26 protein-coding genes are annotated in these 24,762 nt (G+C 37.8%); 20 read left to right on the top strand and 6 right to left on the bottom strand.

Annotation, left to right across the window (positions count from 1 at the left end):
* Positions 1–32 precede the first annotated feature (32 nt).
* Genes SB49_RS04685 through msrA form a run of 3 tightly spaced genes read right to left on the bottom strand, consistent with a single transcriptional unit; the run spans position 33 to position 1,539 of the window.
* Positions 33–332 (bottom strand): hypothetical protein, encoded by a 300-nt coding sequence (locus SB49_RS04685; RefSeq protein ID WP_062054322.1) that lies wholly within the window; start codon positions 330–332, stop codon positions 33–35.
* A gap of 58 nt (positions 333–390) precedes the next feature.
* Positions 391–981, bottom strand: coding sequence for a GTP cyclohydrolase I FolE (gene folE, locus SB49_RS04690; protein ID WP_062054324.1), 591 nt, complete (start codon positions 979–981; stop codon positions 391–393).
* A 15-nt stretch (positions 982–996) separates the two neighbouring features.
* Entirely contained in the window at positions 997–1,539 is a 543-nt protein-coding gene (gene msrA / locus SB49_RS04695) for a peptide-methionine (S)-S-oxide reductase MsrA (RefSeq protein ID WP_062058862.1), read from the bottom strand.
* 250 nt (positions 1,540–1,789) lie between these two features.
* On the opposite strand from msrA, the gene SB49_RS04700 reads away from it, so the two are divergent.
* The 6 genes from SB49_RS04700 (at position 1,790) to SB49_RS16245 (ending at position 5,920) form a co-directional block, all read left to right on the top strand.
* On the top strand, positions 1,790–2,452 hold the full coding sequence (locus SB49_RS04700) for an ABC transporter ATP-binding protein (RefSeq protein WP_062054327.1): 663 nt from the start codon (positions 1,790–1,792) through the stop codon (positions 2,450–2,452).
* Between the two features lie 2 nt (positions 2,453–2,454).
* Positions 2,455–3,012 carry a CPBP family intramembrane glutamic endopeptidase gene (locus SB49_RS04705; RefSeq protein WP_062054329.1) on the top strand — a complete coding sequence of 186 codons (558 nt, stop codon included), beginning with the start codon at positions 2,455–2,457 and terminating at the stop codon, positions 3,010–3,012.
* On the top strand, positions 3,009–3,773 hold the full coding sequence (locus tag SB49_RS04710) for a TIGR02757 family protein (protein ID WP_062054331.1): 765 nt from the start codon (positions 3,009–3,011) through the stop codon (positions 3,771–3,773). Before SB49_RS04705 ends, SB49_RS04710 begins: the two co-directional genes overlap by 4 nt.
* Before the next feature lie 176 nt (positions 3,774–3,949).
* Positions 3,950–5,443, top strand: a complete 1,494-nt coding sequence (locus tag SB49_RS04715) for a S10 family peptidase (RefSeq protein ID WP_062054333.1) — start codon at positions 3,950–3,952, stop codon at positions 5,441–5,443.
* Positions 5,444–5,563: 120 nt separating this feature from the next.
* Positions 5,564–5,698 carry a hypothetical protein gene (locus SB49_RS16240; RefSeq protein ID WP_256363832.1) on the top strand — a complete coding sequence of 45 codons (135 nt, stop codon included), beginning with the start codon at positions 5,564–5,566 and terminating at the stop codon, positions 5,696–5,698.
* Between the two features lie 90 nt (positions 5,699–5,788).
* The gene (locus SB49_RS16245; RefSeq protein WP_256363833.1) at positions 5,789–5,920 is read left to right on the top strand and encodes a hypothetical protein; all 132 of its coding nucleotides are present in this window, start codon (positions 5,789–5,791) and stop codon (positions 5,918–5,920) included.
* Positions 5,921–5,923: 3 nt separating this feature from the next.
* Here the strand turns inward: SB49_RS16245 and SB49_RS04720 are convergent, their stop codons facing one another.
* Positions 5,924–6,685 carry a DeoR/GlpR family DNA-binding transcription regulator gene (locus SB49_RS04720; protein ID WP_062054334.1) on the bottom strand — a complete coding sequence of 254 codons (762 nt, stop codon included), beginning with the start codon at positions 6,683–6,685 and terminating at the stop codon, positions 5,924–5,926.
* A gap of 159 nt (positions 6,686–6,844) precedes the next feature.
* Here SB49_RS04720 and SB49_RS04725 point away from each other — a divergent pair, with 159 nt between their 5' ends.
* The 14 genes from SB49_RS04725 (at position 6,845) to SB49_RS04790 (ending at position 23,484) form a co-directional block, all read left to right on the top strand.
* Positions 6,845–8,431 (top strand): glycerol-3-phosphate dehydrogenase/oxidase, encoded by a 1,587-nt coding sequence (locus tag SB49_RS04725; protein WP_062054336.1) that lies wholly within the window; start codon positions 6,845–6,847, stop codon positions 8,429–8,431.
* A 45-nt stretch (positions 8,432–8,476) separates the two neighbouring features.
* Positions 8,477–9,967, top strand: coding sequence for a glycerol kinase GlpK (gene glpK, locus SB49_RS04730; protein WP_062054338.1), 1,491 nt, complete (start codon positions 8,477–8,479; stop codon positions 9,965–9,967).
* A 25-nt stretch (positions 9,968–9,992) separates the two neighbouring features.
* Entirely contained in the window at positions 9,993–10,733 is a 741-nt protein-coding gene (locus SB49_RS04735; protein ID WP_062054340.1) for an MIP/aquaporin family protein, read from the top strand.
* Positions 10,730–12,055 (top strand): alpha/beta hydrolase family protein, encoded by a 1,326-nt coding sequence (locus SB49_RS04740; protein WP_062054342.1) that lies wholly within the window; start codon positions 10,730–10,732, stop codon positions 12,053–12,055. The genes SB49_RS04735 and SB49_RS04740 overlap by 4 nt, the downstream gene beginning before the upstream one ends.
* A gap of 169 nt (positions 12,056–12,224) precedes the next feature.
* Positions 12,225–13,505, top strand: a complete 1,281-nt coding sequence (locus tag SB49_RS04745; protein ID WP_062054344.1) for a mechanosensitive ion channel family protein — start codon at positions 12,225–12,227, stop codon at positions 13,503–13,505.
* Between the two features lie 164 nt (positions 13,506–13,669).
* Positions 13,670–14,461 (top strand): DUF3050 domain-containing protein, encoded by a 792-nt coding sequence (locus SB49_RS04750; protein WP_062054346.1) that lies wholly within the window; start codon positions 13,670–13,672, stop codon positions 14,459–14,461.
* Between the two features lie 57 nt (positions 14,462–14,518).
* The gene (locus tag SB49_RS04755; RefSeq protein WP_062054348.1) at positions 14,519–15,592 is read left to right on the top strand and encodes an AI-2E family transporter; all 1,074 of its coding nucleotides are present in this window, start codon (positions 14,519–14,521) and stop codon (positions 15,590–15,592) included.
* 91 nt (positions 15,593–15,683) lie between these two features.
* Entirely contained in the window at positions 15,684–16,325 is a 642-nt protein-coding gene (locus tag SB49_RS04760; protein ID WP_082591148.1) for an SGNH/GDSL hydrolase family protein, read from the top strand.
* Between the two features lie 164 nt (positions 16,326–16,489).
* The gene (locus SB49_RS04765) at positions 16,490–18,010 is read left to right on the top strand and encodes a bifunctional GNAT family N-acetyltransferase/carbon-nitrogen hydrolase family protein (protein WP_062054352.1); all 1,521 of its coding nucleotides are present in this window, start codon (positions 16,490–16,492) and stop codon (positions 18,008–18,010) included.
* Positions 18,011–18,160: 150 nt separating this feature from the next.
* The gene (locus tag SB49_RS04770) at positions 18,161–19,168 is read left to right on the top strand and encodes a glycosyltransferase (RefSeq protein WP_062054354.1); all 1,008 of its coding nucleotides are present in this window, start codon (positions 18,161–18,163) and stop codon (positions 19,166–19,168) included.
* A 156-nt stretch (positions 19,169–19,324) separates the two neighbouring features.
* A complete protein-coding gene (locus tag SB49_RS04775; RefSeq protein ID WP_062054356.1) occupies positions 19,325–21,244 on the top strand; it encodes a BatA domain-containing protein in 1,920 nt (639 codons plus the stop codon).
* On the top strand, positions 21,241–22,491 hold the full coding sequence (locus SB49_RS04780) for a dihydroorotase (RefSeq protein WP_062054358.1): 1,251 nt from the start codon (positions 21,241–21,243) through the stop codon (positions 22,489–22,491). The genes SB49_RS04775 and SB49_RS04780 overlap by 4 nt, the downstream gene beginning before the upstream one ends.
* An 8-nt stretch (positions 22,492–22,499) precedes the next feature.
* A complete protein-coding gene (locus SB49_RS04785) occupies positions 22,500–22,823 on the top strand; it encodes a hypothetical protein (RefSeq protein WP_062054360.1) in 324 nt (107 codons plus the stop codon).
* 1 nt (position 22,824) lies between these two features.
* Complete coding sequence (locus SB49_RS04790) at positions 22,825–23,484, top strand: alpha/beta hydrolase (RefSeq protein WP_062054362.1); 660 nt, start codon at positions 22,825–22,827, stop codon at positions 23,482–23,484.
* Here SB49_RS04790 and SB49_RS04795 read toward each other — a convergent pair.
* Both SB49_RS04795 and SB49_RS04800 read right to left on the bottom strand, forming a co-directional pair.
* The gene (locus SB49_RS04795; protein ID WP_062054364.1) at positions 23,481–23,975 is read right to left on the bottom strand and encodes a hypothetical protein; all 495 of its coding nucleotides are present in this window, start codon (positions 23,973–23,975) and stop codon (positions 23,481–23,483) included. The genes SB49_RS04790 and SB49_RS04795 overlap by 4 nt on opposite strands.
* A gap of 15 nt (positions 23,976–23,990) precedes the next feature.
* Complete coding sequence (locus tag SB49_RS04800; RefSeq protein WP_062054366.1) at positions 23,991–24,755, bottom strand: MBL fold metallo-hydrolase; 765 nt, start codon at positions 24,753–24,755, stop codon at positions 23,991–23,993.
* Positions 24,756–24,762 lie beyond the last annotated feature (7 nt).

Below are 24,762 nucleotides of genomic sequence, written 5' to 3' on the forward strand. Positions count from 1 at the left end.
GATTGGGTCTTTACTATTGATATCTCTAAAAGTTAAGCTTCTATTACCTTTTCTTTTCTCGAGGGTTTTAATACGTAGGAATAAAACCACATTAAAGTGAAGGATGGTATAAAATCCAAACCTGGTACAAGTTCTTCTATAAAGGCAACTGCTCCAGCAACTTGTCCAATTCTACCTTTGTACATTCTGGTCATCAACCATCCCGATATGGGAGCCCAAATGATGTCTGAGAACTCCCCTATTCCAGGAATCAAAAAAGAAACCATTCCTATGGCATCAAATACAAGACCAAGAAAAAGGTTTCTTATTTTATTTTTTTCAACCGTTGACATCTTTAAATATAATAATTACCGTCCATTTAAATAAAATAAAGATCAATAATTAAAATGCCTACCTACCTATTAAATTTAGAAATTCGTTGCGTGTTTCTTGCTTTTCAAACTGCCCCCTAAACCCTGATGTAGTAGTTACCGAATTCTGTTTTTGGACACCTCTCATCATCATGCACATGTGAGAAGCTTCTATAACTACTGCGACCCCTTTAGGTTTCAAGGTATTGTTGATACACTCCAAGATGTCATGTGTTAGTCGCTCTTGGACCTGTAGCCGTCTGGCAAAAACGTCTACGACACGTGGTATTTTACTCAACCCGACAATATGTCCGTTTGGGATGTAGGCAATATGCGCCTTTCCAAAAAATGGAAGCATGTGATGTTCACAAAGTGAATAAAGTTCTATGTCCCTAATGATCACCATATCATCATAATCCTCTTTGAACATGGCACCTTTTAGTATTTCCTCAGCATCTTGCTTGTATCCTTGTGTTAAAAACAACATGGCTTTTGCAGCACGCTCAGGTGTTTTAACCAAGCCTTCACGGTGGATATCTTCCCCTATTTCATCAATAATACGGGAATATCTTTCCTGAACTTCTGCTTTTATTTCAAAATTGTACTCTTCTAAACTTTTGTATGGTGACATAATCTAATAATATAATTAAAGTAATTTATCGCTGTAATATTTTTCTAGAGTTCTAATTTTTGGGTCTATGATCACTTGGCAATATCCTTGCATTCTATGATCATTGTAATAATTAATGTGTTCTTCTTCTGCATTATAAAAAGGTTTGGCTTCAGTAACTGCTGTGACCACTGGACTACCAAAAACATTATTTTGGTTAAGTTCCTTGATAAACTGTTCGGCAATTGTTTTCTGATCCTCATTTTGATAGAAAATTTCGCTTCTGTATTGGGTACCCACATCATTCGCCTGTCTGTTCAAGGTCGTAGGATCGTGTGTGGCAAAAAATACCTCCAACAAAGATTTAAATTGTATCTCCGAAGGATCAAAGGTTATTTTAATACTTTCGGTATGCCCAGTCCTTCCAGAAATAATTTCCCTGTAAGCCGGATTTTTTATAGTACCTCCTGTATAACCCGGAATTACTTCTTTAACCCCACGTAACCGTTGAAACACGGCTTCGGTGCACCAAAAACATCCCCCGGCGAGTACTGCTAATTCAGAATTTGATTCAATCATAAATTTAATGTTTATCATTTTTAGACAAACGTTGAACAAATTTATTCATTTATTTATACTTTTCTTCAAATAAAATGATAAATCCATCATAATTTTCTTTTTCGATTGCCTTTACCCAATATAACAACATTAAAGTCGTTGCATTTCCCGGTAACTATCCTTTTAAATCCACTACTTATAAAAACAACAAGCAATGGCTAATTTTGTAATGTTGGGCTTTATGATTACTTTCAACCCCTAAAAATAATTCATGATTCAGGCTTCCAATATCCAAAAATATTACGGTGAACTCAAGGTTCTAAAAGGAGTTGATCTACATATTAAAAAAGGTGAAATTGTTTCTATTGTTGGAGCTTCTGGTGCTGGAAAAACTACATTATTACAGATTTTAGGAACACTGGATAACCAGACCAATAAAAAGGATAGTAAATTGTTCATCAATCAAATCAATGTCACCTCCTTAAATGATAAGGCCCTGGCCAGGTTTAGAAATGAACACATCGGTTTTATATTTCAGTTCCATCAACTTCTACCGGAATTCACTGCATTGGAGAATGTTTGTATTCCTGCATTCATCAAAAAAACACCAAAGGATCAAGCTGAAAAAAGAGCCAAAGAGTTGTTGGATTTTTTGGGCCTCTCCCATAGGTACCATCACAAACCAAGCGAGCTTTCTGGAGGGGAACAACAAAGGGTGGCCGTTGCTAGGGCCTTGGTAAACAATCCTTCCATTATTTTTGCTGATGAGCCAAGTGGTAATTTAGATTCTGAAAGCGCGGACAATCTTCACCAACTTTTTTTTACATTGAGAGAACAATTCGGTCAAACATTTGTCATAGTAACCCACAATGAAGAATTGGCAGAAATGGCAGATAGGAAATTGGTCATGGTCGACGGACTCATTACTTCATAAACATGCTCTATAACGTATGGAAATATTTTAAAAACCCAGTATATCGAGAGTATCACAATGCCCCCAGCGCTTACAAAAAGACTGTTTTTCTCTCTTTATTAAAATGGAACTTAGTAATTGGTCTATCCATTGTAATATTTAACTACACCCTCTCTAATGTTTTGGGATTCGATATGGGAGAGCATTCTACAGAAAAATTTTTCTCGCAAAATTCTATTGGTGTAATTTTCCTTGCCGTAAGTATTATGGCTCCAATTGTGGAAGAAGTATTGTTTAGAGGTCCATTAGTGTATTTTAGGAACAGTCCCTATTTTAAATATTCATTTTACACTTCGGTCCTACTATTCGGAATAATCCATATTTTTAATTTCGAAGGAGACACCCAGCTATATTATTATACTCCTTTGCTTATTGCTCCCCAACTGATTACTGGAATTTTTCTTGGATATATCCGAGTAAAACTTGGTCTCAAGTGGTCAATCTTATTTCACGCTACATTTAATACGGTGCTGATAGGACCGATTTTGTTGCTCAAAATTCTAAATATTCCAATGGAATGAAGAAAACCGAACTAAAGAATTTTTTGGATGCCAAAGTAAGTCAATACAACCATCCAGAATTTTTAGAAAGCGATCCCATTCAAATTCCCCATCTATTTACCCTGAAGGAAGATGTGGAGATCAGTGGATTTCTTACAGCCACCATTGCTTGGGGCAATAGAAAAAGTATCATTTCGAACGCCCATAAAATGATGGAACTAATGGATCATGCTCCGTATGATTTCATACAAAACCATCAAGAGAATGATCTGGATAGGCTACAAAATTTTGTACATAGGACATTTAATGGTGTAGACCTGGCATATTTTGTGAAAAGTCTTAAGAATATTTATCAATACAGGAGCGGGCTGGAGGGTGTTTTCACCAGCAATATCGACAAAAAGTCAATCCAACCTACAATTTCAAAATTTAAGGAAGTCTTCTTTGAGATTCCTCATCCAAAACGCACCACTAAACATATCTCCGATCCGGTAAAGGGCTCTGCAGCCAAACGGATAAATATGTATTTGCGTTGGATGGTCAGGGACAATACAACCGGAGTGGATTTTGGTCTATGGAAAGACATTCCCACTAGTATACTCTCTTGCCCTTTGGATGTACATTCGGGTAATGTCGCCAGAAAATTGGGGTTATTAAAACGCAAACAAAACGATGCCAAAGCCCTTGCCGAATTAGATCGTAGCCTGCGTCATTTAGATCCAAAGGATCCCGTAAAATATGATTTTGCGCTCTTTGGATTAGGCGTTTTTGAAAAGTTTTAATACGTTTTGTGCCAATTCTAAAAACTTGAAAAAGACTGGTTTAAAATCTAAATTGGAATCAAATCGTAATGCAACCTTTAAAATTTATAATAGTTTTAACAGTTAACCCATGTATTGCTTTACGTCTTTCCTTTATTAATAGTTAAATTTAAAACTTTAATTAATCACCAAAAACTATGATAAAAAAAACTACCCTTGCTTTTCTTCTAATTTCATGTACCGTCTTACTTTCCAAAGCCCAGGATAGAAGCCTGCCCGTAGACACTACCATAGTCACCCAACATAGTGTGACCGCGAATGGAGCTACTTTTAGTTACACCGCGAAAACTGGAACCCAGCCGGTTTGGGATGACATGGGGAAACCTATAGCAGCCCTACACTACACCTACTACACAAGAAACAATATAAAGGACAGGGAGGAAAGGCCCTTGGTCATTTCCTTTAATGGCGGACCTGGTTCAGGTTCCGTATGGATGCATTTGGCATACACAGGTCCCCGAATACTCAAAATTGATGATGAAGGCTTTCCTGTTCAACCTTATGGTGTAAAAGAAAATCCTTTTTCAATTTTGGATGTGGCAGATATTGTATACGTAAATCCAGCGAATACAGGATATTCCCGAACCATCCCGGTGAGCGGAAAGGAAGTGGATAGATCTAAATTTTTTGGTATCAATGCCGATATTAAATACCTAGCAGAGTGGTTGAACACCTTTGTTACCCGTAATAACAGATGGCGATCCCCAAAATACATCATAGGGGAAAGCTACGGTGGAACCAGGGTTGCGGGATTGGCATTGGAATTGCAGAATAGGCAGTGGATGTACCTCAATGGGGTCATTATGGTATCTCCAGCAGATTATAAGGTTATACGTGTTGGCGGACCAGTATCCGACGCCTTGAACTTACCATATTTTACAGCAGCGGCATGGTATCAAAAAGCTTTGGACCCTGCCCTGCAGCAGAAAGATCTTCTGGAAATCTTACCGGAATCCGAAAATTATACCCTAAACACCCTTATTCCTGCCTTGTCTAAGGGAGGTTTTATTTCTGATACAGAAAAGATGGAGGTGGCTAAAAAAATGGCCTTCTACTCCGGACTTACAGAGAAAGAGATTTTGGAACACAATTTAGTAATTCCTACAAGTTATTTCTGGAAAGCACTTTTAAGGGATAAAAGTGGTTACACTATTGGTCGATTGGATTCCCGTTATTTGGGGATGGATAAGCAGTTGGCGGGTGATTCCCCAGATTACAACTCTGAACTAACTTCCTGGTTACATTCCTTTACCCCTGCCATAAACTACTACCTTCAGGAAGAATTAAAATTCAAAACGGACATGAAGTATAATATGTTCGGCCCTGTAAATCCTTGGGATGACAGTGATGATAATACTAGGGATAATTTGAGACAGGCTATGGCCCAAAATCCCTATTTAAAGGTGATGTTCCAATCTGGATATTACGATGGGGCAACAACATACTTTAATGCCAAGTATACTATGTGGCAGATAGATCCTAGCGGGCGTATGAAAGACCGATTTAGCTTTAAGGGATATAGAAGCGGGCATATGATGTATTTGAGAAGGGAAGATTTACAAAAAGCAAATAACGATATAAGGGAGTTTATTATTAATTCTAGCGCTACAGGTAAATCGGCCAAATATTAGATAATTCTGTGACAGCCTAAATTCATGGGCTGTCACTTTTTTAACAGCTTCGACACATCTTATTAAGTTCACATCAGGATGCTAAAATGTACATATAAATTTGAAAACAAAGTTGACCATATGGTGATGAAAATCACAGGTTCCTATATTTTTCAGGACTTTATTAAAATGCCAGAGGTCATACTAGAAGCATGTGAATCACACGGAAATTATAAAGTACTGTTACTGGGAGATGAATTAATGGATACCAATTGATCCACCATTGACCGCTTTTTTATAGGAGAAAAAATTGCTGAAGTTTTACGTTCTAAGGTAAAGCTTGCTGTCGTATGGCCCCCTGAACACATGAATAAACTCACCGAAAATGTAGCGGTAAACAGAGCAGCGTATATGCGTATGTTCGTGGAACAAAAAGAAGCTAAAAAGTGGTTATTGGATAAAGATGCCAGAGAGCCAGGGGAATTGTTCAAAAAATAAATACTACTCCTTATTACTAACTGTAACCGTTATTCCTTTTTCTTCCAATTTCTCAATTAATGATAGTGAGATGCCCCTATCTGTTATAATCTCATCTATTTGTTCCAAATCACAAATTTTGGCAAAACTTTTTTTACCGAATTTAGAAGAATCAACCAATAGTATTATTTTTTGTGCTGCGGTCAACATCCTTTTGTTCAACTGCGCCTCCTCCAAATGAGTAGTACTTAAACCATACTCCAAGTCGATCCCATCAACACTTAAAAACAATTTACTGCAAGAGATATTATCAAGGATATAAGCCGCATAATTACCCACTACAGAAGATGAACTATGACGCACGTAACCTCCTAATTGTAATACTTCCACTTCCCTAAACTTAATAAGCTCTAAGGTCACATTTAAAGAGGAGGTGATCACCGTTAATTTTCCTTTGGGCCTAATACACCTTGCCAATGCTTGGACGGTAGTTCCCGAAGCGATCATTATGGAATCATTTTCCAGAATGAGTTGGGCTGCAGCTTCTGCTATTTTATTTTTTTCAGATACCGAAATCTTTTCCTTCTCATTAACAGGCCTATCATTTATATAAGGATTATCAAATGAGGCTCCCCCATGGGTTCTAAATAAGAGCCCTTTTTCTTCCAAAATTCTTAAATCCTTTCTAATGGTTACCGCAGAAACATTCAAGCTTTTGCAGAGATCCGATACTTCCACATATTTTTTCTCCTGTAATCTTTCCAAAATATCTTGATGTCTTTTCATAATGCAAATATGTAATAGAATGAAACTTAAAATTTACGAAGACTATATAAATGACCAAATATAATTAATTTAAGCTTCATTTGATTTCGTTTAAATTTCGAAATGTTTTTTTATCATGATTATTTGTGTTACTATTGAAATGATTAAAAAGTAAAACGTGTGAATATTTTTGGAAGAGAAACCATTCTTAAAGGTCTAAAAAGTACCAAAAACTGGGATGTAATAATTATTGGTGGTGGTGCCACAGGTCTTGGAATAGCTTTGGATAGTGTTACGAGGGGCTATAAAACGGTACTTTTGGAACAAGTAGATTTTGCAAAAGGCACATCCAGTAGAAGCACTAAATTGGTACACGGTGGGGTCCGGTATTTGGCTCAAGGTGATATAGGTTTGGTTAAAGAGGCCTTATATGAAAGGGGATTAATGCTAAAAAATGCTGCACATTTAGTATCAAATCAGTCCTTTATCATACCTAATTACAGGTGGTGGGATGGTATTTTTTATACCACGGGTCTCAAAATATATGATCTTTTGGCGGGAAAATTAAGTTTGGGAAAATCGTTCCATATCAATAAAAACGAAACTCATAATAGGTTAAAAACCCTAAAAACCGAACATTTAAAAGGAGGCGTTGTATATCAAGATGGTCAATTTGATGATTCTAGATTAGCGATTAATATAGCCCAAACAGCCATTGAAAATGGGGCAACCCTTCTCAATCATTTTGAAGTACAAAAGTTGAGAAAGGATGATACAGGAACTGTTAACGGTGTACTTGCAATAGATAGGGAGTCAGGAACAGAGTATGCCCTAAATGGCAAGGTGGTCATCAATGCCACTGGCGTATTTACGGATGAAATATTACAAATGGACAATGAATATGCCAAAAATATGGTGCGCCCCAGTCAGGGGATACATTTCGTTTTGGATAAATCTTTTTTACCTGGGGATGATGCCATCATGATTCCAAAAACGGATGATGGACGAGTCCTTTTCCTGGTACCTTGGCATGATAAGGTTGTGGTTGGGACTACTGACACCGTTTTGGACAGTCATAGCCTGGAACCGATAGCCTTAGAAGAGGAAATCAACTTTATCCTCAATACGGCCAATAAATACTTGACCAAAAAAGTGGAAAGAAAAGATGTCCTTAGCGTATACGCGGGATTAAGGCCTTTAGCGGCGCCACAAGATGAGTCTGAAAAAACAAAGGAAATATCTAGAAGTCATAAAATCATTATTTCCAATTCGGGACTAGTTACGATAACTGGCGGCAAATGGACCACCTATCGAAGAATGGCACAGGATACCTTGAACAAGGTAATTGAAAAAGGGAAATTGAAAAAGAAGACCTGCAAGACAATTTCTCTTTCCATACATGGTTCAACTGATATCATGGATCGTAACAATCACTTATATATCTATGGTACGGATTACCAAGAAATTAAGAAATTAATACAAAAAGATCCTGAACTTGGAGAAAAACTACATCCAAATTTAGATTTTCTAAAAGCAGAAGTGGTTTGGGCCGTAAGAAATGAAATGGCCCGAACTATTGAGGATGTACTGGCCAGACGTGTTAGGGCCCTATTTCTTGATGCAAGGGCAGCAATAGAAATAGCCCCTTTGGTTGCCGATATTTTGGCAAAAGAACTTGAAAAGTCTTTAGAATGGAAAACCTCGCAAATCTTAGCATTCAATGCTATAGCAAAAAATTATATCTTAAAAGGCCAACCAAAAAGTTAAATTATTAACCAATAAATTTTGAATAAATCTTTATAAATTTAGTGTATGGACCAATATATTCTTGCCCTAGATCAGGGTACAACCAGTTCCCGAGCCGTTATTTTCAATAAAAAAGGAAACATAGTTTCCACTGCCCAAAAAGAGTTTACCCAATATTTCCCGCAACCGGGCTGGGTAGAACATGATCCTATGGAAATTTGGTCCACACAAGCTGGGATAGCGGCGGAAGCCTTAGTAAAAAAAGGGTTGAATGGAAGTAACATTGCAGCAATAGGGATTACAAACCAAAGGGAAACGGTAGTTGTTTGGGACAAAAAGACAGGAGAACCTGTATACAATGCCATTGTTTGGCAAGACAAAAGAACCGCCGAATACTGTGATGAATTAAAGGAACAGGGCAAATCTGATCTTATCAGAAAAAAAACGGGTTTGGTCATTGATTCCTACTTTTCTGCAACCAAAGTAAAATGGATCTTAGATAACGTTGAGGGTGCCCGTAAAAGGGCCAATGAAGGAGATTTGATTATGGGGACCATTGATACGTGGTTAATATGGAAGATGACCTTGGGAGAAAAGCATATCACCGATGTCACCAATGCCTCTAGAACCCTTATTTTCAATATCAATACAATGTCATGGGATGATGAATTATTAACACTTTTTAATATCCCAAAAAGCATGCTTCCTGAAGTTAAACAGTCTAGTGAGCTGTACGGACATACCTCTGGAACCATCATTGCAAACAAAATTCCCATTGCGGGAATTGCAGGGGATCAGCAAGCAGCTTTATTTGGTCAAATGTGCACCAAATCCGGGATGGTAAAAAACACCTATGGGACCGGTTGTTTTATGCTCATGAATATTGGAGAGAAACCAATAGTTTCCAAGAATAATTTATTGACAACTGTTGCCTGGAAAATAAATGGAAAAACTACCTACGCCTTTGAAGGAAGTGTATTTATTGCTGGTGCTGTAGTACAATGGCTAAGGGACGGATTAAAGATCATAAAGACATCCTCCGATGTTGAAAAACTTGCTGGTTCTGTCAGCGATACTGAAGGAGTATATGTTGTACCGGCTTTCGCTGGGCTAGGTGCCCCATATTGGAACCAAAAAGCACAAGGAACAATTTTTGGAATTACTAGAGGAACTACAGATGCCCATATTGCTAGAGCAGCCATTGAGTCAATAGCCTATCAAACTATGGACATACTAAAAGCTATGGAAGCTGATGCGGAACTGACCATTAAAGAATTACGGGTTGATGGCGGGGCAACAGTGAACAATACCCTAATGCAGTTTCAATCAGATGTTTTAAATACTACTACCATAAGGCCCAAAGTAATAGAGACCACAGTTATGGGCGCCGCCTACTTGGCCGGATTGGCAGTTGGATACTGGGATAGTCTAGAGGAAATACAAGAAATCTGGCAAACCGATGTACACTTTAACCCTACAACAGAACGCGAAGGAATAGATAAAGGCATTAAAGGGTGGTACAAGGCCATCTCTGCCTTACAATTCTGGGCAAAATAATTACACTAAACAAACCATCTAAATTATGACACCTTTTATTGCAGAAATTGTTGGCACAGGCCTACTCATATTATTGGGTGGAGGCGTCGTTGCCAATGTAGTCTTGAAGAAAACAGCTGGTAATAATAGTGGCTGGATAGTAATTACTACTGGCTGGGCCCTTGCGGTATACATTGGGGTGGTTGTTTCAGCACCCTACAGCGGAGCTCATTTAAACCCCGCAGTAAGTATAGGTTTGGCTTTAGCGGGTAAATTTGACTGGGTGTTGGTCCCCCTATTTATTCTCGCCCAATTTATTGGTGCTATGATAGGTTCTTTTCTTGTATGGGCCGTTTATAGAAATCACTTTAGCGCTACCGAAAATGGGGAAGCCAAAAAAGCAGTTTTCTGTACCTCTCCGGCAATTAGACATTATCCAACGAATCTGATAAGTGAGATCATAGGGACTTTTGTATTGATATTTACAATTTTGTATTTCACTGAAGCTTCAATAACAGACTCCGAAACCGTCGTAGGCTTGGGCTCAGTGGGAGCAATTCCCGTGGCATTTCTAGTATGGGCGATCGGGCTTTCGTTAGGTGGCACTACTGGGTACGCCATTAATCCGGCAAGGGACTTAGGGCCTAGAATAGTTCATGCCCTCTTGCCCATTAAAAATAAGAACGGCAATGATTGGGGTTATGCCTGGATCCCTGTTTTAGGACCAATAGTGGGCGCATTATTGGCGGCACTTCTTTCAATGATTCTTAACCAATCAATTTTATGAGACCACGTCTATTAGCAAATAAACACAACATCCTTTTAATCTTTTTTACAGGTATATTCATAAGTGCTGGTCCCATTGTATTTGGTCAGGATACCGATGAATTTATTTATGGGGATGCACTTCCCGACGCGCCAGAATTGGCCGTGAGGGGTGAATATAAGGTTGGGGTACGTACCTTAGATTTCGTCAATCCTAAACAAATAGATATTCTCAATGCTAAAGAGGGAATTGCCCCCTTATACGATAGACCGTTAAAAATTGAAGTATGGTATCCAGCATTACTTGATGGAAATACCCCCGAAGTTGTTGTATATGATCAGGTAATGGGTTCCTCAAATGATGAAAAGAGACCATTGATCCCTTTCACCTTTAAGGGCAGGGCAGCAAAAGATGCTTCCCCCCTCTCCAAAGATGGACCTTTTCCTTTGGTCATAGTTTCCCATGGGTATTTGGGCTCTAGGTTACTTCTCACCTATTTAACCGAAAACCTGGCCTCAAAGGGCTATATCGTGGTAGCCATAGATCACAAGGATTCTACGTTTAAAGATGCTGGCGGTTTTCAAAGCACATTATTGAACAGACCTAAAGATATTTTGTTTACACTAAACAAAATTGACGAATTCAACGAACCAAAATCGGGTAGTTTCCTATCTGGATTAATTGATGTGAACAATACCGCTATTATTGGATATTCCATGGGTGGTTACGGGGTTTTAAATGTAGCTGGAGCAGGATATAGCGAACAATTAAAGATTTTTTTCGGGACCATGACAGGTGGCAATACTGCTATTACAAGTCTTATTTCCAATGACCTGGAATTCGTAGGCGGCAAGGATCCCAGGATTAAGGCCGTTGTTGCTTTTGCACCTTGGGGCATGGAAAGAGGTGTATGGGACTTAGAGGGTCTCAAGGGCCTAAAAACCCCCACTTTTTTTATTGCCGGTGATCAGGATGACATTTCCGGCTATGAAAAGGGAATTAAAGCCATTTTCAGCGGCAGTGTCAATGCTGATAGGTACTTACTCACCTATGCCAATGCCAGACATAATGTTGCGCCCAATCCACCGCCAGTAGAATCTTTACAAGGGGATCTGCACATAGATGAATATTATCGTTATGCAGAACCTTCGTGGGATTCCCGACGAATGAATAATATAAACCAACACTTTGTTACCGCCTTTATAGGCCTACATTTAAAAGCCAAAAAGGATTACGCAAAATATTTGAATCTTCAAGAGAATTCCAATGGTCAAGATTGGTTCGGCTTCGTTCTCAGGTCATCAACCGGAATGGAGTTGTTGCACAAGATGCCAGGGGAGTAATTTATTTGGAAAGCAAAGTAAACAAAGTGCTCTAACTACTTAGATCGGAGTCCTTTTCGTATTTAAATAAAATGAAATGTTACATTAATCATAAATTCTTATAATGCGTTAAAATCCATATCGATTAAACATCATTTCTCCATATCAATTTGATACTTTTGCCGGAGTTATGATATTTCAAAAAGAACTTATATTTCCAGAAATAGCCCATGTGCTATACGATTATTTTATTTCGATTGGTTTCTCAGAAACCGCGGCGAAGTATTTTAATATGTTGGGCCTCCTTTTGGCGATGCTTCTAATTATTAGCATCTTGGATTTTATCATTAGAAAAATCTTAATCCAGGCTTTTACTGCGTTTGCCAAAAAGACCACTACAACTTTTGACGATTATTTGGTGATCAACAAAGTACCAAGAAACGTTGCCCATATTGTTCCCCTATTCATTGCTCTGGAATTTATGCCCACTGTGCTGATCGATTTTAAGTATGCGGACAGTATAGCAGAAAAAGGACTTCATGTTTTTAGCATCATATTGACCCTCTGGATCGTTCGTAGTTTATTGAACACCCTTAAGAGCTATTTTAAGACCCTGCCCCACCTCAGGGACAAGCCCATAGATAGCTATATTCAGGTGTTTATGATCTTTGCATGGATTATAGGCATAGCCTCTGCTCTGGCCATTATTACCGGATTTGAGTTTATTAAATTCATTACCACCCTTGGGGCGGCTTCTGCCGTGATTATACTGATATTTAAGGATACCATTTTAGGGTTCGTTGCCAGTATCCAAGTTTCCATTAATGATATGGTCCGTATTGGGGATTGGATCACCTTTGAGAAATATGGGGCAGACGGTGATGTTACCGAAATTAATTTAGCTACCGTAAAGGTTCTAAATTTTGATTATACAACCACTACCATTCCTACCTACGCCTTAATTTCAGATTCTTTCAAAAACTGGAGGAGTATGGTGAACTCTGATGGAAGAAGGATTAAAAGGGCGCTGATCATCAAACAAAAGAGCATCAAGTATCTCACAAAAGAAGATATTGAAAGACTAAAGGGCATAGGCCTTCTTACAGCTTATTTGGAAAGAAGGGGAAATGATATAGAAACCTATAATACTACTAATAATATCAACAAGGAATTGGCAATTAATGGAAGAAATTTGACCAATATCGGAGTTTTTAGAAAATACGTGGAGAGTTATGTTGCCAGTCACTCGGGCATTAATAAAAACATGATGCTGATGGCTAGGCACCTTGCCCCTACCTCCCAAGGTATTCCTTTGGAGGTATATGCCTTTAGCAGCGATAGGAGATGGGAAAACTATGAGTACATCATGGCAGATATTTTTGACCATCTTTTGGCTGCTGTCCCTTATTTTGATTTGGAGCTATTTGAACTCCCCGATAATTCTGTTCACGCTGTACCTAGGTCATCTTAACATTGCCTCCTTAATAATCTTATATTCTTGTTAAAGCCCTTTATTTAACAGGGCCTGTCATTTATCTTTACCCAAAAAAATTGCAGCTGTCAAAAAATCTTTTTAAATAATTTTTTTTGGTTATGAAAAGGATTCTAGCTTGACGGCATTACGACATTTGGCTTATGCAACAAATAGAAAAAATTGAAAGGGAAATCGTTGGTTTAAGACAACAATTGGCAAATCATCAATTGTATGCAAAATTATCAGAAGTTGATGATATTAGGGTTTTCATGCAGCATCATGTATTTGCTGTTTGGGATTTCATGTCCTTGCTCAAGGCACTACAAATAAATTTGACCTGTACGAGCGTTCCATGGACCCCTAGATCTAACGCAACATTGGCAAGATTTATCAACGAAATTGTACATGGGGAGGAAAGCGATATTGACGAACTAGGAGAGCCAAAAAGTCATTTTGACATGTATTTGGACGCCATGGATCAAATTAAGGCGGACACTGTCAAAATTAATCGATTCATTGGGCTGATAAATGAGCACAAACAGGTTTCAGAGGCCTGTGACATTATTAATTTGGAGAGTGGGGTTCGGGAATTTATAGAGTTCACTTTTAAAATCATCTCAACTGATAAGCCACATTTGATTGCTTCGGCCTTTACATTTGGTAGGGAAGATTTGATCCCTGATATGTTTGTTGAAATTATAAAGAATGAAGAAAAGGGTGATGCCTCCAAATCCTACAGCAAACTTTCTTATTACCTAAAAAGGCATATAGAAATAGATGGAGATGAGCACGGTCCCTTATCCCTGAAAATGGTTTCTGAATTATGTGGTGAGGACCAAACTAAATGGGACGAGTGTCTTGTGGTTGCCAAACAAGCTTTGGAACAAAGAATAAAATTATGGGATTTCATTACAAGACAAATTGAATCCAAAAAAATGCAATTGCAAAATTAATTGCATTATTCTTCTTGGGGCGCGAAGCCGGGGTAAGGATTAAATAAAAATTAGAACATGAAAGATTTAAGGACAACAAATATATTATTACTGGTCATAGTAGTGCCCTTGGTTTTTTATTTGCTCAAAATATTATCATTTATTTTTATACCGCTGGTGTCCTCTATGTTCATTGCCTTGCTCTTTTTACCATTGATGAGAGGTATGAACAAAAAAAGAATTCCAAAACCAATCAGTATTTTGGTCATTGTCTTGATCATCGCTGGGATATTTAAAATTGGAGGGGAATTAATACAGCTCACCAGTAATGAAATACTTTCTACCGAGCAATCCTTCTTAACGCAGGCAGAGGATAAATTAAATGTCATTATTGTTGATATAGAAAAATCTTCAGGTATGGAATTGGTCGAAGGCACGGATATATATGGTCAATTTCTGAATAAGGAAAGCATTATGCAAAATTTTGTGCCTACCCTTAGCTTTCTTGGAAGTACCCTTACCATGCTGCTAATGACCGTGTTTTTTGCGGTTTTATGGCTTTCGGAATCTATCAACGTTCAAAAACTTTTGAATTCTACCATTATCAAACAGAAACATGCCTCGGTCAGGACCTTTATGAAAATTGAAAATGACTTGATAAAATTTATAAAGGTCAAGTTTTTAGTAAGCTTCTTTACCGGTGTGGGCACCGGTTTGGCCTGTTATTTTTTTGAGGTGAACTTCCCCATATTTTGGGGGCTATTTGCCTTTCTCATCAATTTTGTACAAATGATAGGGTCCTTTGTCACTGTAGTATTATTGAGCATTTTTGCCTTTGTTGGTCTTGATTCAGTGAACATACTTCTTTTCTTTATCCTAACAATCACCGGAGTACAGGTTTTATTTGGCTCTATTTTGGAGCCAATCTTTATGGGCAAATCATTTTCCATCAATATAATAACTATCTTGGTAATGCTCATGTTATGGGGATATATCTGGGGAGTCCCCGGTTTAATTTTAGCAATCCCCATCACGGTATTCATTAAAGTGATATTGGAACAATTCCCTGGAACCAGGTTAATTGCCAAAATTATCTCTGGTGATGAAATTAAGGTAGATTTGGGCCTAGGCCCAATTAGAAAGGTATCTTAATATCCTTAACTGGAATAGTTTCCGGAACTAAAACATATCTCAAATGTGGTTTCCAAAATTTACCCTTATTACCCTACTCCTAACTATACTCATGACCGGAACTTTAGCTGCCCAAGATTGGGCGAATTTAAATAAGTATAAGCATGCCAATTTAGCCTTGGAAAAAGAGGTGATTTCAGAGGACCGTATTGTTTTTATGGGTAATTCCATTACCGAAGGTTGGATCGATCACAACCCGGAATTTTTTAAAAAAAAGGGATATTTCAACAGAGGTATCAGCGGCCAGACAACCCCACAAATGTTGCTTCGCTTCAGGCAGGATGTTCTGGACTTAAAGCCTAAAGTGGTAGTACTGTTGGCAGGTATTAATGATATTGCAGGGAATACCGGACCATCCACCCAGAAAATGATCGTTGACAATATATTTTCAATGGTAGAATTGGCAAAAGCACATGGCATTAAAGTAGTTTTATCCTCCGTATTACCAGCATCCGATTTTCCTTGGGCCCCAGGTCTAGAGCCTTCCATGAAAGTTATTGCATTGAATACAGCGCTAAAGCAATATGCAGAAATCAACGGCCATGTTTATTTAGACTATTTTTCAAATATGGTAGATTCTAATAATGGCTTGCAGGAGAGGTACACATACGATGGGATTCATCCAAATGCCTTTGGGTATCAAATTATGGGACCTCTTGCCAAAGCTGCTATTCAAAAGGCAATGGACCTGTAATTTTTGTGCCCTGCGAAAAGTTGAGTCCTGGTCTGTCGTACATTAATATGGTTCCTATACATTTAGAATTAGCATATAATCACTGGCCTTAACGATACCAAATGATTTTTTTTCAAATCATAATTAATCGATACCTTTAAAACTCTAATTAGTAGTTGTTAAAAATGAAAGAAATTGAAAATATTGAGCTTAAATATTTAAGCATAGATGATTACCAAGAGCTTAAAAATGCAATGATAGCCTCCTATACCAATTTTCCAAATTCGTACTGGAGGGAACATCAAATTGATACCTTGATCAAAAAATTTCCTGAGGGCCAAGTGGTCCTTAAGATCAACAATCAGATTGTAGGTTGTGCCCTCTCCATAATTGTGGATTATGATAAATTTGATGACCAGCATACCTATCAGGAGATTACGGGGGATTATATGTTTTCGACCCATAGCCCAGATGGAGATGTCCTTTACGGTATCGACGTCTTCATAAAACCAGAATTCAGGGGGATGAGATTGGGTAGAAGACTCTATGATTACAGAAAGGAATTATGCGAAAGACTTAATTTAAAAGGAGTTGCCTTTGGAGGTAGAATCCCAAATTACCATAAATATGCCGATAAAATAACACCTAAGGATTATATAGCCAAGGTAAAGAGAAAAGAGATCAATGATCCGGTCCTCAATTTTCAAATGGCCAATGATTTCCATCCCGAAAAATTATTAAAAGGGTATCAAGAGGGTGATGAAGCCTCCGGTGAGTATGCTGTATTATTGAAATGGGACAACATTTACTATACAAAACCCCAAAAGAAAGCCGAGACTACTAAAACATTGATCAGACTAGGCTTAATTCAATGGCAAATGCGTCCTTATAAAAATTTAGAGGAACTGATGCAGCAAGTTGAGTATTTCGTTGATGCGGTTTCTGGATATAGATCAGATTTTGCCCTATTCCCGGAGTTTTTCAATGCTCCATTGATGGCTGAAAACAACCATCTTTCGGAACCTGCAGCAATCAGGGAGCTGGCCAAACATACAGAAGCTATTGTAGAACAGTTTACCAAATTGTCTATCAGCTATAACATCAATATTATTTCTGGAAGTATGCCGGAAATAATTGATGGCCGACTTTATAATGTTGGGTATTTGTGTAAGCGTGATGGTACAAGGGAACGCTATGAAAAATTACATGTTACGCCCGATGAAGCCAAAGTTTGGGGCCTACAAGGTGGGAGCCAATTAAAAACATTCGATACCGATTGCGGTAAAATTGGAATCCTGATCTGCTATGATTCCGAGTTTCCTGAGCTTAGCAGAATATTGGCCGATGATGGAATGGATATCTTATTTGTTCCTTATTTGACAGATACACAAAATGGTTTCTCAAGAGTGCGGAACTGTGCTCAGGCAAGGGCGATTGAAAATGAATGCTATGTTGCCATTGCAGGGAGTGTAGGAAACCTTCCCAAGGTACACAATATGGATATCCAATATGCACAATCAATGGTCTTTACACCTTGCGACTTTTCGTTTCCTGCGAACGGTATTAAAGCTGAGGCCACACCAAATACGGAAATGATCTTGATTGTTGATGTAGATGTGGAATTGCTTCGCGAATTGAATCAATTTGGTGCTGTAAAGAATTTAAGGGATAGAAGAAAAGACCTTTTTGAATTGAAAAAACTTTAGGAATAATCCTTGAATACAATATAGGTCCAAGTCATGGTAAAGAAGAAATTCAACCAATGATTTGGATTTTTTTTTGAGCTTCAGCCAACTTTTTTATTCTCAGGCAGGTTCAAACTTTCCCAATCTCTTTATTTTAATACCTTGTACCCTATGCAAGAAACATTGGTCAGTATATTGATCCCTTTCAAGAATACGTCAAAATTCCTACCTGAGTGCATGGAGTCTATTAGGGAACAAACCTATAAGAACTGGGAGGTTATTGCCATAGACGATCATTCCTCGGATGATAGCGTATCCATTATGAGGCAATTTGCCAAAGAAGACCCTCGGATCCATGTATTTAAAAATGAAGGCTCTGGCATTATTGAGGCTTTAAGAATGGGGTATTCACTTTGTAAAGGAAATTATATTACCAGAATGGATTCAGATGATATAATGGCACCAAAAAAGATCCAGCTTTTACAGCAAGCCTTGAAATTTAAGGGTAAAGGCCATCTGGCGATTGGAAAAGTAAAATATTTTTGCGAAGGAGGGATCGGCGACGGATATTTAAAATATGAAAAATGGCTGAACAGACTAACCCATTCAGGTACCAATTTCAATGAGATATACAAGGAATGCCCAATTCCGTCTCCTTGCTGGATGGTGTATAAGTCGGACTTGGATAAATGCGATTCTTTTCAACCCAACCGCTACCCTGAGGATTATGATTTGGCCTTTAGATTCTTTGAAAATGGATTAAAATGTATCCCTTCCGATGAAGTCTTACATCTTTGGAGAGACTATGAAAATAGAACTTCAAGAACTAGCGAGCATTATGCGCAAAATTATTTTTTGGAAATAAAACTCCATTATTTTCTAAAATTAGACCATCAAGAGTCCCGCCAGCTCGTGGTGTGGGGAGCAGGAAAAAAAGGAAAAGCTCTTGCACAAAATTTATTGAAGATGAAGGTCGACTTTTATTGGATCTGTAACAATCCAAAAAAAATTGGCAAAGAAATTTATGGTAAGGAATTACTTCATTTTAGCGAATTAAAACATTTTCAACAACCGCAAATCTTAATTACAGTGGCCAATAGCGAGGCACAGAGTTTTATCAGGGACCATCTCAATGGATTGCAAATGAACGCCCCACAGGATTCTTATTTTTTTTGTTGAGCATTCGCAGAATTATGACGCTCTTGCAACATTCTTCATTTAATTGAAAAATATTAATTGTAATGTGAAGCCCTAATTTAAAATTGCCAAATTAATGCCTCTTTGGATTCAAGGGAGTGGGTGTTTTTATTTATATTTGGAAAACTAAACTTAGGAATGCAGTTTAAACATCCGGAACTACTTTGGGCTTTATTACTCCTACTCATTCCCATTATTGTACATCTTTTTCAGCTTAGAAGATTTAAAAAAACACCCTTTACCAATGTACGGTTATTGCAAAAGGTGGTATCCCAATCAAGAAAAAGCAGTACCCTGAAAAAGTGGCTGCTTTTAACCACCAGATTGCTACTATTAACCGCTTTGATCATTGCCTTTGCACAACCCTTCCTTTCCAATGAATCAGCGCTTCAAGAAAAGGAAACGGTCATTTATTTGGACAACTCCTTCAGCCTTCAGGCCAAAGAGGACAATGAAACCCTGTTAAATAAAGGCATTCAACAATTAATAAAGTCCTTGCCAAGAGAAAAATCCTTTACGCTATTCACCAATGATAGAGTTTATAGAAATAGTAAACTAAAGGATATCCAAAACGAATTATTGGGCCTTGAACATTCTACGAACCAACTACAGATAAACGATATCTATCTAAAAGGGTCCACTTATTTTGATGCGGCTAAACCTTCTGTAAAAAATTTGATTGTCATATCTGATTTTCAAGAACGAATGGCTTCAAAGTTTATAGACACTTCAAATTATTATCAGAGACATCTTGTGCAATTAAAATCCGGGAACTTGGAGAATGTGTCCTTAGATTCAATTTACGTATCTTCTAGTTCCCCAGACAACATAGAATTGGAAGTCCTAGTATCCACTAATACAGACCTTTCGGACACCCCAGTCTCTTTGTTTAATTCTGAAAAATTAATTGCAAAGACCTCCGCCCAATTTGTCAATAGGAGGGCTACTGTTTCATTCACCATTCCCTATAATTCGGAAATAAATGGATCCTTGGAAATTTCAGATTCAGGGCTTAGCTATGATAATGTGATGTTTTTTAACATGGCGCCGAAAGAAAAAATCAAGGTTCTATGTATTAATCAGGTCGACGATAATTTCTTGTCAAGGATTTTTACAGATGACGAATTTAATTATTCCAGCTCAGCATTGAATGAAATGGATTATAGTGCTATAGACAAGCAAAATATCATCATTTTGAACGAATTGGATGCAATACCTATCTCCTTGGTGGCAGTATTGCAAAAATTCAAAGAAAATGGGGGTAACATACTGGTCATACCATCAGAAAACTCTGAAACAGCCTCTTATAACGCCTTATTAAATGGCTTTTATAAAACAGCATTTTCCCAGAAAATAATCGGAGAAAACAACATAGTGAACATTAATTTTTCCCACCCACTTTATGAAAATGTGTTCGACAAAAAGGTGGTGAACTTTCAATTTCCAAAGGTTACGGAATTTTATACGGTTACCTCCGATGCACCACATATGCTTGCCTTGGAAAATGGGGCTCCATTTTTACTAGGGTTAAACGGTTTCTATTTGTTTACTTCCCCCCTATCCGAAGGTATTTCCAATTTCAAAAACTCTCCCTTAATTGTTCCAACATTGTACACCATGGGAATAAATAGCCTGAAAATGGCAGATTTATATGAAATATTGGGAAAAACCATAACTGTGGACCTGGCAGTAAGTTTAGGAAAGGATCAGATTATAAAACTAACCCAAAACGGGTACGAGGTTATCCCAGAACAGAAATCCTACACCAATAAAACTACCTTAAAATTTGGTAGTGTTCCCTCTAAAGATGGACTATATTCTATCAAAGAAAAAAATAGGACCATAAGAAATATCAGTTTTAATTATCCTAGGAGCGAAAGTGAGCTTAGGTTTATGGAGTTGGACAACTTATCCTCAACTTCCTCCTCAGACTCCATAAATTCGGTGTTCGAATCGCTTGAAAAAGAGAATCGCATAACGGAGCTTTGGAAATGGTTTATTATTTTTGCGCTACTATTTCTGTTGGTCGAGGTTCTTATCCAAAAAATTTTTAAATGAACATACTTTTAAAATCCGTCAAAATATTCGATACCAACAATAAGGACCTTCATTTAAAACGTCGGGATATCCTTATCAAAAATGGTATCATTGATAAAATAGCCGTTAAAATAGAAGCTCCTTCCAAGACCAAGGTCATAGAGCATTCTAATTTACATGTTTCCGTGGGTTGGTTTGATAGTAGTATTAGTTTTGGAGAACCAGGCTTTGAAGAACGTGAGACCATAACAAACGGACTGCAAACTGCTGCCAAAAGCGGATTTACGGATATCGTACTGAACCCTACCTCCTACCCAATTCCCGACTCAAGTTCTGATATTGTTTTTCTCAAAAATGCTGCCAAAGGTCATGCCACAAACATGTATCCTTTAGGATGTTTAACCGTTAAAGGGGAAGGGAATGATCTGGCAGAACTTTATGACATGAAAAATGCTGGAGCGGTAGGCTATTATGATTTTAAACATGCCATAGAAAATTCCAACTTACTAAAAATTGCTCTGCAATATGCCCAGAATTTCAATGGTCTGGTCATGTCCTTTCCTTTAGATTTTAAAATAGCAGGGAAAGGCCTTGTAAATGAAGGTGAAGTCTCCACAAAATTGGGATTAAAGGGAATACCATCATTGGCAGAAGAATTACAAATTGCAAGAGACCTGTTCATTCTAGAATATACAGGGGGTAAATTGCACATACCAACTATCTCTACTGCTGGCTCTGTTAGACTTATTGCAGAAGCGAAAAAGAAAGGATTGGATGTAAGCTGTAGTGTAGCGATCCACAACTTGTTTTTTACAGATGAACATTTGGTGGAATTTGATACCCATTACAAAATCATGCCCCCATTAAGGACCAAAAGTGATGTAAAAGCATTGCTAAAAGGACTTAAAGATGGCACTATAGATACCGTTACCTCCGATCATATCCCCATGGATATAGAACAAAAAAGAGTTGAATTTGACAATGCCGCAAGCGGTAGTATAGGTCTAGAAAGTGCCTTTGGTGGACTAAACAAAATTATGGATCTGGAATTGACCATTGCCCTATTGACAAAAGGCAGGGAGCGTTTTGGTCTGGTGACTCCAGTTATAAAAGAAGGTGAACTAGCTTCTTTGACTATTTTTGATCCTGAACTGGAATATACATTTGACACCAAAAACATTTTATCTACCTCCAAAAACAGTATGTTCTTAGGAGCTAAGCTTAAAGGCAAGGCCTTAGGGATTATAGCAAACGGACAGATTATATAATATTTTAGATGGAGCATATGGAAAAGGGAAGGACCACCGCGATAGTAGCTTACTTTACCCTGGTTGGGGCATTGATAGCAATAACCATGAACATGGAGCCGAAAAATGATTTTGCACGTTTCCATACACGGCAGGCCTTTGGCTTACATTTATTTTTTCTCGGATTTGCCCTATTTTTAAGTCAGTGGTTCAATGCATATGCCTGGTACGGACTTTATATTTCATATTTAATTTTATGGGGATATGGTTTCATAGGAGCTATTTCGGGTAAAAAACAGATTGTTCCCTTAGTTGGTGAATATTTTCAAAAATGGTTTACATTCATTCAATAGCATGACTACAGCACCTCTATCCCTTCATCACATCATAAGACCATCATCTTTAAAAACAGGAAAACCTCCAGTAATGTTCATGTTTCATGGATACGGGAGCAATGAAGAAGATCTTTTTTCCTTTGCCAATGAACTTCCAGAGGAACTATGCATTATTTCTGTGCGGGCACCATATCCCCTACCTCCTTATGGCAATGCCTGGTATGCGATAAATTTTGATGACATTAATGGAAAATGGAGCGATGAGGAGCAGGCGGTAATTGCTCGGGAAAAAATCGTAAAATTCATGGATGAGGCCTGCGCTACCTATCATTTGGACGATAAAAGAATTACTCTCCTAGGCTTTAGTCAAGGTACAATTCTTAGTTATGCCGTTGCACTGTCCTATCCTGAGAAAGTTAAGAATGTTGTAGCACTAAGTGGTTATATCAATGAAAATTTATTGACAAAAGATCATAAAAATAAGGACCACAAAAATCTAAAAATTTATGCTTCCCATGGCATGGTAGACCAAGTAATTCCGCCAGAATGGGCACAAAAAGCACCGAAAATCTTAGAATCACTTGGTGTGGAGCACAAATATGAAGAATTCCCTGTCGGACATGGCGTTGCCCCACAAAACTTTTATTCCTTTAAAAAATGGCTTGGTAATAAAATTTAATTACTACGGGTATATAACAGATGGTCCAATAATGTAAAATCTACACTCATATCATCTTTAAGCTCATACTTTATAAATACTTCGCCCCAATACTGACCATCAGAAAAATCTGCGATGATCCATTTATGGTTCAAGGTTTTAATCTTATTGATCTTAAAATCTCCTTCCATACCTTCGTAGGGAACTAAAGGATTATCCCCTTTCGATTCATTGGTTTCCAATAATTTATCCTCGATATAACGCGACGGTTGCTCCAATTGTAAATGGTCATAATACGCTAAGGCGTCATCGTTATTGTCCAAAGTAAAATACTGTACGTCCAAGACTTTTAGATTCAGTTTTTGAACGGAATCTTGCATTTGGGTATTGTCCTTTTCCAGATTCTCTATTTTTCCATTTTTATCTTTCACCATATTATTGGCGCTTACAAATTGGTAAAGGGCAATTAAAGCTGCAAAGATAAATAGGTATAAAAATATTTTACTCTTCATATGTGTGTAAGGTTCTTATAGGTTTAGAATTAAATTATCATAGGCCAAATGTACATTTTTTGGCAGCCTTTTCTCCACTTCCTCATGAAAACCCAACATATGGCTGATATGTGTAAAATAGGTGTTCTCTGGTTTTACTTTCTCCACAAATGCCAAAGCTTCTTCCAAATTGAGATGGGAATGGTGAGGTTCTTCACGTAAGGCGTTAACAACCAGCACCTTTACACCTTTTATTTTTTCTATTTCTTCGTCAGCCATGGTTTTGACATCTGTTAGATAGACAAAATCAAAAATCCGATATCCAAATACCTGTAGACGATTATGGTGTGCCTCTACCGGAATGGCCATCGTATTTCCAATCTTAAAAGGCTTGTTATTTTCCACAATGTTAACCTCTACTGCAGGGGCTCCAGGATATCTGTTTTCTCCCGCAAAAATATATTCAAATCTAGTATTTAAGGAATTTGCTACCCGTTGATGGGCATAAATTGGAATATCTCCCTGCCTAAAAAAAAAAGGTCTGATATCATCTATACCGGCAGTGTGATCGGCATGCTCATGGGTGAATAAAATTCCATCCATTTTAGTGACTTTATGGGTCAACATTTGCTGCCTAAAATCCGGACCACAGTCAATAACGTAATTAAATTCGTCCCAAGAGATCATTACCGAGACCCTAAGCCTCTTATCCTTCGGATTTTTACTTAAACAAACAGGGTGCGAGCTCCCAATAACAGGGATTCCTTGTGAAGTTCCGGTGCCTAAAAAAGTAATTTTCAACGTATCA

It is taken from the genome of Sediminicola sp. YIK13 (genome assembly GCF_001430825.1).
Lineage (GTDB): Bacteria > Bacteroidota > Bacteroidia > Flavobacteriales > Flavobacteriaceae > Sediminicola.